A 12,364-nucleotide genomic window follows, 5' to 3' on the forward strand; every position below is an offset into this window, starting at 1 on the left:
TGGCTGTATCCTTCCGAGACTAGGATTGCTGTCGCAGTTCCTTTAGATTGGCCAACCCAAATGGACCCTCAAACTGTTTCGGTTTTTTCGGTAACTTAGCCACTCTTTTCCTCAAATAGTCAGCGGCTTCTTCTTCTCCACACAGGCGGGCTTCTTCTTCTGGTGTAGCGAAATTATCTATTCCGGTTGCGATCGTCGGATTGGCACCTGCAGCAAGCAAGATATCAATCGCTTCAAGATCGCCTCGCGTTGCGGCAAGATGAAGAGGCGTATATTCGCTCGAGCCGATTTCATCGACATCCGCTCCAGCAGCAATGATTGCCTGTAACAATTGATATCTATCACTATTCTCTCGATCTAAGCAGGCATGTAGAGGCGTGTTCCCTTCTTCGTCCCGGAACTTTAACTCGACATTTTGGTCCAGCAGCCACACAACACCCTGTATTCCGACTGATTGGATGGCGCTGATAACCCAACGTCTTCCAATCCATGGATCGACTCCATTTGGAAAGCCCTCAAAGGATAGCACTAGCTGTTCCAATTTTGGCAAATCTACCACTTCCAACGCTTCCAGAACCCTATAGAAGTCTTCCGATTACCTCTGAATGTATTCGTTTGCATCCTCGTCTGAAAAGGAAGAGTCGTTTTCTGTGCTCATAGTCTGAATGTGCATCGCACATGGTTCTCTGACAAGGTCACTTTGGACTCCTTATTGTTGACTTAGAATGCCCGATTCGAGCCCAAGGCGTTAGCTCAATAATGCCTCAACGCAGTTAGCGTTCAGCGTTCCACTCTGGGCGTATACTTCGACAAAACTCTTGTGCTGCGGGACCAGTGTGCTTGCGATGGCCTGGGTGAGTTGCTTGCCAAAGAACTTCTCTTGCCCCAGATGAAAGGCCTTTGGATCGCAAATATCCAGAACAAGCTCTAAGCTGCCTGCGCTATTCAGTGGGTCTTGCGAAAGGCGGTCAGCAATAGTGTCTGACAGAAGCGCAATGAAAGGTTCGCGTGAACTATGAACAATCATGTCGTCCGGCAGATCAATACGGCCAATTTGATCATCGGCTCCGCGCAAGGCTTGAACAGCGAAAGAAAAATGCTCTGATCTATCAATTTTCTGACCATAGAAATCGTTACTTGACAGATGCTTAAGGAAATCGAAGTTGGTCTGGCTAACCAAATCTTCATTTAGATAGAAAAAAGCAAAGTCTATCAAAGTCAGGCCATTTTTGTTTCGCTCAAGTAGCAGTTCCGGTCGACTAGAGACGATTTCTTGCAGTCGTTGATTTTCAAAATCTGCGTTCGCTTGTAACGCATCTTCAAACAGTTTGATTGGATCGGATGTGTCCGCCCGGGCTGAACCGGAACACAGAACGCCACTCGACACCGAAAGCGCGAAAGCTATGCCAACAAAACGAGAAACGATTAGTGCGAAATGGGTTCTGAACACCGGCATGCCCCTTAAGGTCCAAGGTAGTTCCTTTTGGTAATGTGATGGCCTTGTCAACGTCAGCAATGCCCGCATAGCGGACGTCGCCTCCTTATTGTGAAGGCCAATAAGGCCAAGATGAATAGGCTTCCAAACAAAAGATGGCCGCAAACAGCATGGATACCCACACATTTTCAGCGCTGGCTTTTGCCCGGAAGTAGTTTAGCCAAGTGACGGTGACCCCGTAGACGACTACTGCTCCACAGAGAAAAGTTATGGCTGCACCAACACAGTCTGACATCCGGCCTGCTCCTTATTGTTGATTTTCTCAATCAGGAATTTCTAGCGTTTGGCAGGGATCTTTGCGTACTGCCCCACTGCAAAAGTTAAGACCGAAAGAACCATGGATATCCCGATCCGAACTACCGCATGTCCGAGAGTGAACGTCGCGCCGGAATTCCCGAAAAGAATTGCACCTGAAACCAAGGCTCCTGCCAAGGCTCCATACACCAATGCTTGCCACCAACGCTTGGCGAAGCATCCAGCAACAATGGCAACAAAGAAACCGCCCATTCAACTTTCCTATTCGCTGTCTACAGATTCAGAGATCACTCGTGCTGCTACTTTTTCCCGCGCCCAATTGTCTTGGGCTTCCTGCAACTGCCGGAATGCATCTCTATCAAGCTTATTTTCTGAAATGTAACGATGAATCTGCCCGGCGCATTGCCGCGCCACACGGATTTGCTCTTTGGGAGAAAGGTCATCTAAGCAGGCGCGATCGCCGCCACAAACCACGAACTCATGTGCACTAATGTCCGCCTCTAGGGCTTGCAAATATTCCGCTACTTGAGGATCACTAAGCGGCCTCGGCATGTTTCGTAAGTACTCGTCCAATGGAATTGACTTTAAACCTTTCTCACTCATCGCCCATTGCCCCTATTCGTCATCTACAACATCAAAGAAAAGCCACAGCACGACCATAGACCCGAACGGTGACCAGAAAACGGATATGACCCACCACGGCCACGGGCTGTGACCGCGAGCTCTTGCCATGCTGCCGACCACCCAAAAGACCAACCAGAACAGCAGAGCAACCAAGAAAAGGGCAGTTAGAGTTCCGCCTTCGTCCAACGGACTGACCTCCTATTTGTCGACCCGGATTGAATGCCCTACGTGCTTTTCAACAATGTCTAGCAGACCCTCAATTCCACCCGCCGCCTTCTCAATAGCTGAACGCAGTTTCTGATCGTGACCCGGAAAAATCTCCCGCCTTTGATCTCTTGGCCGCAGCCGCAAATACACATTCGGTATGGCACTGCTTCCTCCTTATTGTGAACTGCCTAAAACAGCAGAGCATAACCGAGAATTAGGTATCCAAGTGTTAAAAACGCACTGGCGCTTTTCGCAAGAAAACCAACAAACGGATGAGCCAACGGCAGTACATTAACATCCACAAAATCCGTCTTGTCGTCCAACGCGTCGTACACCATGACCGCACGTTGTGTCTGCATTGCAGTCGATATCACTAAGTAGTTCAATACCATGGATAAGATAAGGAAAACCGACGCCCAATAAATACCTGCATCTGAGAAATCGTCAGCATAAATAGCTTGACCAAATGAAAACACCACAATCGGAGCACCTGCCACAGTGATCTCAAACTTTGTGTGGGAAATCATCACATCAATGAGTTCTTTTGGCGATCTTTTGTACCAAAGAGGTGGAGTTTCCGGGTGTGTTTCTTGCATAAAAAATCTCCTTATTGTGAACCGTAGGTTTCTTTCAATTTAGCAAACGGCGCGGCACATTCGGCCCCCCAAACCTCCTCTAAATCGGCACCTGGAAGAACGTGATTGATGTAAAGAACAGCATCTTGCGCCCACAGATCAACCTGCTCAGGAGTGCCTCCTAAGTCCAGCATGAAGTCTAACAAAAAGGGCGTGGCATTCGGCTCGATGCCGGTTTTCTGTCCGACAAACATACACAAGAAGGCAGTAGGAATGACGCTTTCAGAACCGGAAAACTCTTTGGTCTGATACTTTGGTTCTTCGCCATTTTGGGCCACCAATCCTGTAGGAAGGACGGTCAAGAAAAAGCAGAAAAACAAAGAGGTGCAGTACTTAGTCAAGATCGCCTTACTCCTTACTGTTGAGCTATAATCTTGTGAGCCGAAAAAGAAAGCTCGGGAAGCTGTTCTTCCACCCCGGCTATGTCGGCCTCAAGTGTTTCCAATAGCGCAATCGCTGCAACGCTCCAGCCAAGTGCGTCTCTTTCACAATCATCCCAGTCGTCAGAAAACTTAACTGTTCTTTCCCTACTGTTGGTTCTTCCATACCAACTCAGTGTTCCAAAGCCATTTGGGTGCGCGTACTCAGACACAAATTCGTACTTTTTCCAAAGGTTAGGATGGCGTTTCTCGAGTTTTTTGATTTGCGTGATTATGCTCACAGCCTCCACGTCAACCCCATCAGAAGCTGCCATTTCTTTTGCTGAACTTTCTCTTGTTGCGAACGACTTCGAAAGAACAAACTCGTCAATTCTCTGCAGATCACTTTTGGTCTTTAGAGGCTTCATCTTATCCGGCAATTGCCTCGCGAAATGAGAGTACGACGCAACTGTTTCAAAGACAGATCGGCAAAGAATAATGGCAGAAAGACCACAACTACTTTGTCTGAGTACTTCTGCATCTCTGCACTGCTGAACGCATCGCCATAGATTGGCCTGCCCATATGCTCGTATTTTGTCAGATACATTGAAGCCTGTAGGGGGCTCACCAAAACGTATGCAGTCGAGACGCTGGGCTGATACCCTCTCGAACAATTCCTTCAATTCGCGGACAGTGTCTTCACTCAAATGTTGCCCAACTACTTCGCGGTCAGAAAGCACCAAACCTTCAAGCCTCAATCTTTATTGGAATCAACGCTGTAGACTAAACCTTTTGCCCCCTCGCGCAACCAGTGTCGAACCTGAAAAAGAAAAAGCCCGGCCACATGGGCCGGGCGGGTATAGGTCGGAAGTCATTGAACCTGTTCCAGGTTCTTGCGGCTGTTAAAAAACCGCTCCGGAGTGCTGCCGGGTGGTTCTAGTTGCTCACGCCGCCTGCCCTCCGTCCGAGTTTACAAGCGTGTCAGCCTGATAACACTGACCGCTGCATCGCCCCGTCCCTCTTGATCTGGCTGATGTTCAGCATTGTCATACAGCAAACTCCCCTTCCAGTGCCTCGACATTGGCGATTAGACTGTCAGTGAAGCACCTGTCCGTGGTTCTGTTTCCATCGGGCTCGCCCAAATCGAAACCTTCCGCGACCGCGAACTTAAGACTTGCCAACAGCCCAGCCACCGTTGTCACCGGTGTTTCGATTAGCGCGTGCTCCAATTCGTAAAGACGCGCCCAAAGCAGATCATCTTCATCAAGCGATGTGCCGTTGATCCGGTCGCGTACTGTGACCCACTCCTGAAACAAGACAGGGTGCGGATCGGCAGGTCGAGGCCGTCCTCGAGCCCTGCGAAAACTTGAGTGTACTTTGGCTTTCTCATGCGGACGATTTACCCCCCACCCCCGTTTGATATTTGATCTCTGTGAAAAATGAAGTTGGGCAGCGGGTATAGGCTGGCGTGGTATATACAAATCGACCCTACCCCCCTTTTTTCGCTCAAGTAATCAATTTCGGAGCACGACCCCAATATGTGCACGTCGTCATATCAACTCGAACACCGGAGTACTTCGCACGCACTTCATTGAACTGCTCTTCAGCGGAGACCTCATGTGTGCCGAGAAGACTAAGCCCTAAACCGGGAAGCCACTGCCGGAATGTCACAGTCACACTGCTGGCTGACTCTTCAGCCTTGTCCACTTGCTTGCACTTCCAGCTATCCGACCATCCAAACAAATGAACGGCACTTTGGCTTTCTCCTGCGCTATCCACACAGCGCCGCGCGGGTTCCACAGGTTCATTGATCGGGCCCTGTCTTCAATCCGCCTGCATTCCTTCTGGTGGCAGTCGAATCAGACGGACCATGTGTTCTCGTCATCTAGGAACAGATCAGGTCTGATTTCCGCTGGTTGCTTGTGATCGACCACAGCTGAGCGCGGTTATTTTCTACCGTCCCTAAGTGGCACGCCGCACATCTGGCATTGAAAGCCGTCTCGGAGAAGGATGCGCGCCCTGTGCTTTTGCCATTCTGCAGTGCTGTGGGATACAACCATTAGCTTGTGCCTTTTCGCTGATCGTTCCTGACCAACTGTGCGCTTCGGCTGGCATTCCTGCGATTAATGAGACGGGAACACCTGCTGCCAGTGTTGGTGTCCCCGCCTTTGGTCAAAGCCAGTTCTCAGCGCCTTCCCCACACAACACCCCGAATCCCTGCGGGTTCTTTAGTCGCCGACTGCCCTCGCCGCACAGGGTTCAGAGATACCGCTAAAAACACGCGTTGAATCTCCGCCCCGTGGGCTTCTACAACGATCAGTTTCCTGGTTGCAAAGACGTAGAGACCTCAAATTGGAGGGGAAGACCGACCTCGAAAAATTCTTTTAAACGCGTATAGATTGGACCGCCGCAAAAATAGGCGGACAAAACTTCATCATGCTGAAGTCACAAGCAACGCTCCGGCCAACAAAAATCGTGCAGGGTAAATTGGAAATCTTCGCGAGTTTCCAATATTTATCTTTTATTTTCATACAGTTAAATTGAATTGGCGCACCTGAGAGGATTCGAACCTCTGGCCTCTGCCTTCGGAGGGCAGCGCTCTATCCAGCTGAGCTACAGGTGCCTTGGCCGTTAGCTAACCTTGTTCCGATCCGGGTGCAACTGCAAATCTGCCCGGATCGGTCAGGTTTCAGGCAAACAGATCATGCGCCAGTTCCAGCGCGTCAATCAGCGTATCGACCTCTTCCTTGGTGTTGTATAGGCCAAAGCTGGCGCGGCAGGTTGCAGTGACTCCAAGGTGATCCATCAACGGGCCTGCGCAGTGGTGGCCAGCCCGGACAGCGACGCCTTTCTTGTCGAGAATCGTCGAAACGTCATGCGCGTGCCCTGCCCCGTCCAGCGTAAAGCTGAAGATGGCCGCCTTGTCCGCGCGGGTGCCCTGCACCTGCACCCAGTTCAGGCCGTTCAGGCGCTGCATGGCATAGTCGCGAATCCCGGCCTCATGCGCGGCGATGTTCTCCATCCCCAGATCCATCATGTAGTCCAGCGCCACGCCCAGACCGATGGTCTGAACAATACCGGGGGTGCCGGCCTCGAACTTCATCGGCGGGTCGTTGTAGATCACCTGATTTTTGCTGACCTCTTTGATCATGTCGCCGCCACCGATAAAGGGGCGCATCTCGGCCATGCGGTCTGATTTAATATAGATCGCACCCGAGCCGGATGGGCCGTACAGCTTGTGCCCGGTGATCGCATAAAAATCACACCCGATATCCTGCACGTTGACCGGCATGTGCACGGCGCCCTGGCTACCGTCGACCAACACGGGAACACCCTTGGCATGGGCGCCTTGAGTGATGGCTTTTACATCAACCACGGTGCCCAGAACATTCGAACACTGTGTCACGGCGACCAGCTTGGTTTTAGGCCCAATCGCGTCGATCACGGCCTGCGGGTCCAGACCGCCTTCCGCATCCACATCGACCCATTTCAGGACAATCCCCTGACGTTCACGCAGGAAATGCCAGGGGACGATATTGGCGTGGTGCTCCATGACGCTGAGGACGATCTCATCCCCCGCCTGCAGCCGTGGCATCGCCCAGCCGTAAGCGACCAGATTGATCCCCTCGGTCGTGCCCGAGTTCAGGACGATCTCATTCTCATCCGCCGCGCCCAGAAACCGAGCGATGGTGCCGCGGACGACCTCGTATTTTTCGGTCGCCAGATTCGACAGGAAATGCAGACCCCGGTGAACGTTCGAATATTCCTCGGCATAGGCCCGCGTCACTGCGTCGATAACAACCTGAGGCTTTTGCGCCGAGGCCCCGTTGTCCAGATAGGTCAGCGGCTTGCCATTCACCTCGCGCGACAGAATTGGAAAGTCTGCGCGGATTTTTTCTACGTCATACATGGTCTTCTTATCCCTATACCGGGCCGCTGGGCGTTAACGCGAGGACAAAGGGCACCGCCACAAGGGCAGACAACAAAATGACCCCGAAGGATTTCCAGAGCGATCCGAACTTATGCGCTTCATTCAGGAAATGGAGCGTGACGTAAAGGCTCAACACCGCCGTCGCGAGGGTAATTACGATGATCAGCAACGGCATCACCAACAACGACACCAGCGACAACACCAACCCTGCGATCTGCAGGTATTGCAGCCAGACCGTCAGAAGGAAAACCTCGTCAAAGGTCCCGGTCCCTCCAAGCAGGCGCCCAAACATCAAAAACGCCAATATGCTCAGCATTATGGCCCCGGCCGAACGGGCAAGTATCAGCAACACCGGTTCGGTCGCAGGAACGGGCTGGTCGGGCGGGATTGGCAGCAGTTGGGCCATACCCACCTGAAGCACGCAGCTCAGCACCACGGCCAGAGAGAACCCCAGCCATAAAACCTCGCGCCCGGGACGCATTGCCAGCAACAGGCGCGCGGCCTGCGCCGGGTTGGACACCGTCAGGACCGCAAGGTTTGTAAGAGACGTCGCGCTCATTCTGTCTGCCTTTGCGCTTGTCTGAGGCCCGAAATCCAGAACCAGAGGAAAACAAAAAACCAGACAGCCCCGACGATCTTCAAGGCCAGGCCGGACCCAATAAACCCTGCAACAAGGCCGTGCAACAACAACACTGGTGTTGATGACAACAGCGCCCAGAACAAGGCCAAACGCGCACCGTACGAAGTACCACGCGCGCCAAACAGCCGCGCCACGCCATATGACACAAATGCCAGCAAGTAGAAGAACAAGGGCAGAATAAAGACGGTTCCGAACAAACTTGCACCCATCAGTGCGTTCAGTTCCAAACCCTCAAAATGCGCCCGCCGGGCAAGGCTGGGAAGCTGCGCGATAAAGGCCACCACGCAGAACCCCATGACAAAGATCAGAGCCCTGTCTTCCCGTTCGCCCAGGTTCAGAAGCCGGCGCACCACACGCCCTGGCCCCCGGTACGTGGCCACGATATCCGATGTGACTGGCATCAGCTGCGCCGCGCCAGCCAGCCTTCCAGACGGGTCACGATCTCTTCAGCCAGTTCGCTGTCTTCGATCTCGTCCACCGCCTCGGCCAGAAAGGCCAGCGTCAGCATGTTGGTGGCATCCTTGACCGGTACACCACGCGAGCGCAGATAAAACAGGGCCGTCTCGTCAATCGCGCCCGAGGTCGATCCGTGCGAGCACGCCACATCATCGGCGTAGATCTCAAGCTCGGGCTTGGCGAGAAACTGGCTGTCATCATCCAGCAGCAGCGACTGGCTGATCTGATAGCCATCGGTTTTCTGCGCGCCTTCCTTCACCAGGATCTTACCCTGGAACACGCCGGTTGCACCGTTGCGCAGAACCTTTTTGAACACCTGACGGCTTTCGCAGTTCACCGCGTCATGGGTGATGAATACCGTGTCGTCGTGGTGGAAATCACCGTCGCCAACGCAGGCACCCGCCACATGGGCCACCGCATCGTCACCGGTCAGTTCGACGACCTGTTCATTGCGGGTCAGAACACCATTTGCGGTCAGGGTAAACGACTTGTAGGTCGACTCCCGTCCCAGACGGGTGAACATATGGGTCATTGCCCGGCGTTCGTGATCGCGACCCTGCGCGCGCACGTGATGCAGCGTGCCGTTGTCGGCAATGTCGATTTCCATGCACTTGTTGAAACGCGACGCCGCCGGACCGTTTTCCAGAATCGTAACTTCGGCCCCGCTTTCGACACGGACAATGTGATGCAGCATGGCATCGGACGTTTCCGACGCGTGGCGATAGATCAGGCTGATCGGCTTGGACGGCTTTCCGGTGACATGAATCGCGACGCCATCCCCGGCAAAGGCCGTGTTCAGCGCTGCCAGCGGCCGTTGCACCGGAGATTGACCGCGCGCCTCAAGTACGCCGTACAACTCCTTGGCCCAATGAATATCCTTGCAGCAGATATCCTCGATCCGATCGATGTTGACGCCTTCCAGCTCCAGATCATCCGATTCTTCGGCGCTGAACACGCCGTCGATGAAGACGATTTTCAAACGGTCGATCTCGCCGAACAAAGTCTCCTCATCCGAGTGGAACAGCGCCGCATGTGGTGCTTCCGGCGAAATCAGAGAGTCGGGGCGCGTATATTTCCAATACTCGTCGCGCCGTCCGGGCAGGCCCATCTCCAACACACGCGCCAGAGCATCTTCACGCGCGGCCCGCGTGCATCCGGCATCGGGCATGGTCAAGGCGGCCAACCGTTCCTCGGTTGCGGTCTGTTTTGCTTGCGGCAAAGCCATCAGTTCACCTCGGCCAGAATGTCGGCGTAACCGTTATGTTCTACTTCCAGCGCCAGCTCGGGGCCGCCAGATTTCACGATCCGGCCGTTCGCCATGATGTGGACAACGTCAGGTTTGATGTGGTCCAGCAAACGCTGATAGTGGGTGATCACCAGAAAGCCGCGGCCCTCGTCGCGCAGCGCGTTGACGCCTTCGGACACCAGCTTCATTGCATCCACATCAAGACCCGAGTCGGTCTCGTCCAGAATGCACATCTTGGGCTCCAGCATCGCCATCTGCAGGATTTCGTTGCGCTTTTTCTCACCACCCGAGAAACCGACGTTCACCGGACGCTTCAGCATATCGGCGTCGATTTTCAACGATTTGGCCTTGGCGCGCACTTCTTTCAGGAACTCGGCGGCGGACAGTTCCTCTTGCCCGCGGGCCTTGCGTTGCGCGTTCACGGCAGTGCGCAGGAAGGTCATGTTGCCAACGCCGGGAATTTCGACCGGATATTGGAACGCCAGAAAGATACCGGCGGCGGCGCGCTCTTCCGGCTCCATCTCCAGCAGGTCCTGACCGTCCAGAGTGGCCGAACCTTCGGTGACCTCATAGCCATCCCGACCCGACAGCACGTAGCTGAGCGTCGACTTGCCCGAGCCGTTCGGTCCCATGATCGCGTGTACCTTGCCAGCCTCAACCGTCAGGTCCACACCTTTCAGGATCTGCTTGTCTTCTTCTTCAAGTTGTACGTGCAGGTTCTTGATTTCCAGCATGTTTTGTCCTTTTGCGTATCGCAAGGGGCGCCCCGGCCCCAATAATTTCCTAGCCCAGAACTTTGCGGATCAGACGTGCGGCAACCCACCCAAGGATTGCCCCGATGCCCACCGCCCAGACCGGGTTGATGAAGTTCATGTAGAAGATGTTGACGTAGGCCACCCCAAGCAGGCCGCCCAATACTGGCAGTGCATATCCAAGCCAGGTCAGCACATCATCCCTTTGGATGCTTTTCCGGGGTGTCCGCGCCATCAACCGACAGAGCCTTCCAGCGAGATTGCCACCAGTTGCTGCGCTTCCATGGCGAACTCCATCGGCAGCGCCTGCAGTACGTCCTTGCAGAACCCGTTGACGACCAGTGCCACGGCCTCTTCTTCGTCCATGCCGCGCTGACGGCAATAGAACAGCTGATCGTCATCCACCTTGGATGTTGTCGCCTCGTGTTCCACGCGCGAAGAGTTGTTCTTGACCTCGATATACGGAACCGTGTGCGCTCCGCATTTGTCGCCGATCAGCAAGCTGTCGCACTGGGTATAGTTGCGGCTGTCCTTGGCCTTCGGGTGCATTGAAACCAGACCACGATAAGTGTTCTGCGCCTTGCCCGCACTGATACCTTTGGACACAATGCGCGACTTGGTATTCTTGCCCAGATGAACCATCTTAGTGCCGGTGTCGGCCTGCTGATAGTTGTTGGCAATCGCGATCGAGTAGAACTCACCCTGGCTTTCGTCGCCGCGCAGAATGCAGGACGGGTATTTCCAGGTCACGGCTGAGCCGGTTTCCACCTGCGTCCACATCACCTTGGAGCGATCCCCCCGGCAATCGGCGCGCTTGGTCACGAAGTTGTAAATGCCGCCCTTGCCGTTCTCATCCCCGGGGAACCAGTTCTGAACGGTCGAGTACTTCACCTCGGCGTCTTCTTCGACGATGATCTCGACCACAGCCGCGTGCAGCTGCGCGGTGTCGCGCTGGGGTGCCGTACAGCCTTCCAGATAGGACACATACGAGCCCTTGTCTGCGATGATCAGCGTACGCTCGAACTGACCGGTGTTTTCTGCGTTGATGCGGAAATAGGTGCTCAACTCCATCGGGCAGCGGACGCCCGGCGGGATGTAGACGAAGGACCCGTCCGAGAACACGGCCGAGTTCAGCGTGGCGTAGAAGTTATCCGACACCGGAACCACAGTGCCCAGATACTTCTTAACCAGTTCCGGGTGATCCTTGATCGCCTCGGAGATCGAGCAGAAGATCACGCCGTGCTTTGCCAGTTCGTCCTTGAAGGTCGTACCCACGGAGACCGAGTCGAACACCGCGTCCACCGCGACCTTGCGGCCTTCTGCGGGCATGTCTTCGGCCCCTTCAACACCAGCCAGAATCATCTGTTCTTTCAGCGGGATACCCAGCTTTTCGTAGGTGGCCAGCAGTTTGGGGTCGACCTCATCCAGCGATTTCGGCTTTTCCTCCATCGATTTCGGACGGGCATAGTAATACTGGTCCTGAAAGTCGATCGGCGGGTAATGCACCATCGCCCATGTCGGCTCTTCCATCTTGGTCCAGCGTTCAAAGGCCGACAGGCGCCATTCGGTCATCCACTCGGGCTCTTCGTTTTTCTCAGAGATCAGGCGGACGATATCCGGGTTCACGCCCTTGGGCGCATATTCCATCTCGATATCGGTTTCCCAGCCGTACTTGTAGGTGCCAACCTCGCGCACCGCATCCACGGTTTCCTGATCGACACCTTCTTTTACCTGGGTCTGGTCCAAAGCGGCCATATCCTTCAC

15 protein-coding genes and 1 tRNA gene are annotated in these 12,364 nt (G+C 54.1%); all 16 read right to left on the reverse strand.

The genetic code is table 11. The features are described 5' to 3' along the window. Positions 1 to 19 precede the first annotated feature (19 nt). A complete protein-coding gene (locus GOX88_RS02870) occupies positions 20 to 559 on the reverse strand; it encodes an ankyrin repeat domain-containing protein (RefSeq protein WP_217354180.1) in 540 nt (179 codons plus the stop codon). Positions 560 to 748: 189 nt separating this feature from the next. Further along, positions 749 to 1,525, reverse strand: a complete 777-nt coding sequence (locus tag GOX88_RS02875; protein WP_170398947.1) for a hypothetical protein — start codon at positions 1,523 to 1,525, stop codon at positions 749 to 751. A gap of 246 nt (positions 1,526 to 1,771) precedes the next feature. Then, on the reverse strand, positions 1,772 to 2,002 hold the full coding sequence (locus GOX88_RS02880; protein ID WP_170398950.1) for a hypothetical protein: 231 nt from the start codon (positions 2,000 to 2,002) through the stop codon (positions 1,772 to 1,774). 9 nt (positions 2,003 to 2,011) lie between these two features. Then, complete coding sequence (locus GOX88_RS02885) at positions 2,012 to 2,353, reverse strand: hypothetical protein (RefSeq protein ID WP_170398952.1); 342 nt, start codon at positions 2,351 to 2,353, stop codon at positions 2,012 to 2,014. A 416-nt stretch (positions 2,354 to 2,769) separates the two neighbouring features. Next, positions 2,770 to 3,177 carry a hypothetical protein gene (locus tag GOX88_RS02890; protein WP_170398955.1) on the reverse strand — a complete coding sequence of 136 codons (408 nt, stop codon included), beginning with the start codon at positions 3,175 to 3,177 and terminating at the stop codon, positions 2,770 to 2,772. Between the two features lie 11 nt (positions 3,178 to 3,188). After that, on the reverse strand, positions 3,189 to 3,557 hold the full coding sequence (locus GOX88_RS02895; protein ID WP_170398958.1) for a hypothetical protein: 369 nt from the start codon (positions 3,555 to 3,557) through the stop codon (positions 3,189 to 3,191). A 14-nt stretch (positions 3,558 to 3,571) separates the two neighbouring features. Continuing rightward, positions 3,572 to 4,318: a hypothetical protein gene (locus GOX88_RS02900; protein ID WP_217354181.1), complete on the reverse strand. Its 747-nt coding sequence runs from the start codon at positions 4,316 to 4,318 to the stop codon at positions 3,572 to 3,574. 303 nt (positions 4,319 to 4,621) lie between these two features. Next, positions 4,622 to 4,891 carry a hypothetical protein gene (locus GOX88_RS02905; RefSeq protein WP_170398963.1) on the reverse strand — a complete coding sequence of 90 codons (270 nt, stop codon included), beginning with the start codon at positions 4,889 to 4,891 and terminating at the stop codon, positions 4,622 to 4,624. A 1,230-nt stretch (positions 4,892 to 6,121) separates the two neighbouring features. Then, positions 6,122 to 6,198, reverse strand: a tRNA-Arg gene (locus GOX88_RS02910). A 66-nt stretch (positions 6,199 to 6,264) separates the two neighbouring features. Beyond that, positions 6,265 to 7,485, reverse strand: a complete 1,221-nt coding sequence (locus GOX88_RS02915; RefSeq protein WP_170398965.1) for a cysteine desulfurase — start codon at positions 7,483 to 7,485, stop codon at positions 6,265 to 6,267. A 13-nt stretch (positions 7,486 to 7,498) separates the two neighbouring features. Then, positions 7,499 to 8,065 carry a YIP1 family protein gene (locus GOX88_RS02920; protein ID WP_170398968.1) on the reverse strand — a complete coding sequence of 189 codons (567 nt, stop codon included), beginning with the start codon at positions 8,063 to 8,065 and terminating at the stop codon, positions 7,499 to 7,501. Beyond that, positions 8,062 to 8,547: a YIP1 family protein gene (locus GOX88_RS02925; RefSeq protein ID WP_170398971.1), complete on the reverse strand. Its 486-nt coding sequence runs from the start codon at positions 8,545 to 8,547 to the stop codon at positions 8,062 to 8,064. The genes GOX88_RS02920 and GOX88_RS02925 overlap by 4 nt, the downstream gene beginning before the upstream one ends. Further along, positions 8,547 to 9,827 (reverse strand): Fe-S cluster assembly protein SufD, encoded by a 1,281-nt coding sequence (gene sufD, locus GOX88_RS02930; RefSeq protein WP_170398973.1) that lies wholly within the window; start codon positions 9,825 to 9,827, stop codon positions 8,547 to 8,549. Before sufD ends, GOX88_RS02925 begins: the two co-directional genes overlap by 1 nt. Then, on the reverse strand, positions 9,827 to 10,582 hold the full coding sequence (gene sufC / locus GOX88_RS02935; protein ID WP_170398976.1) for a Fe-S cluster assembly ATPase SufC: 756 nt from the start codon (positions 10,580 to 10,582) through the stop codon (positions 9,827 to 9,829). Before sufC ends, sufD begins: the two co-directional genes overlap by 1 nt. Before the next feature lie 49 nt (positions 10,583 to 10,631). Further along, positions 10,632 to 10,835, reverse strand: coding sequence for a hypothetical protein (locus tag GOX88_RS02940; protein ID WP_170398979.1), 204 nt, complete (start codon positions 10,833 to 10,835; stop codon positions 10,632 to 10,634). Continuing rightward, complete coding sequence (gene sufB, locus GOX88_RS02945; protein WP_170398982.1) at positions 10,835 to 12,355, reverse strand: Fe-S cluster assembly protein SufB; 1,521 nt, start codon at positions 12,353 to 12,355, stop codon at positions 10,835 to 10,837. The genes GOX88_RS02940 and sufB overlap by 1 nt, the downstream gene beginning before the upstream one ends. Between the last annotated feature and the right edge of the window lie 9 nt (positions 12,356 to 12,364).

The organism is Ruegeria arenilitoris, assembly GCF_013030985.1.
Lineage (GTDB): Bacteria > Pseudomonadota > Alphaproteobacteria > Rhodobacterales > Rhodobacteraceae > Ruegeria > Ruegeria arenilitoris_B.

Coding starts and splice junctions, on each gene's coding strand:
- GOX88_RS02920 (WP_170398968.1), bottom strand. CDS start 8,065: ATGAGCGCGACGTCTCTTACAAACCTTGCGGTCCTGACGGTGTCCAAC.
- sufB (WP_170398982.1), bottom strand. CDS start 12,355: ATGGCCGCTTTGGACCAGACCCAGGTAAAAGAAGGTGTCGATCAGGAA.
- GOX88_RS02875 (WP_170398947.1), bottom strand. CDS start 1,525: ATGCGGGCATTGCTGACGTTGACAAGGCCATCACATTACCAAAAGGAA.
- GOX88_RS02940 (WP_170398979.1), bottom strand. CDS start 10,835: ATGGCGCGGACACCCCGGAAAAGCATCCAAAGGGATGATGTGCTGACC.
- sufC (WP_170398976.1), bottom strand. CDS start 10,582: ATGCTGGAAATCAAGAACCTGCACGTACAACTTGAAGAAGAAGACAAG.
- GOX88_RS02880 (WP_170398950.1), bottom strand. CDS start 2,002: ATGGGCGGTTTCTTTGTTGCCATTGTTGCTGGATGCTTCGCCAAGCGT.
- sufD (WP_170398973.1), bottom strand. CDS start 9,827: ATGGCTTTGCCGCAAGCAAAACAGACCGCAACCGAGGAACGGTTGGCC.
- GOX88_RS02915 (WP_170398965.1), bottom strand. CDS start 7,485: ATGTATGACGTAGAAAAAATCCGCGCAGACTTTCCAATTCTGTCGCGC.
- GOX88_RS02885 (WP_170398952.1), bottom strand. CDS start 2,353: ATGAGTGAGAAAGGTTTAAAGTCAATTCCATTGGACGAGTACTTACGA.
- GOX88_RS02925 (WP_170398971.1), bottom strand. CDS start 8,547: ATGCCAGTCACATCGGATATCGTGGCCACGTACCGGGGGCCAGGGCGT.
- GOX88_RS02890 (WP_170398955.1), bottom strand. CDS start 3,177: ATGCAAGAAACACACCCGGAAACTCCACCTCTTTGGTACAAAAGATCG.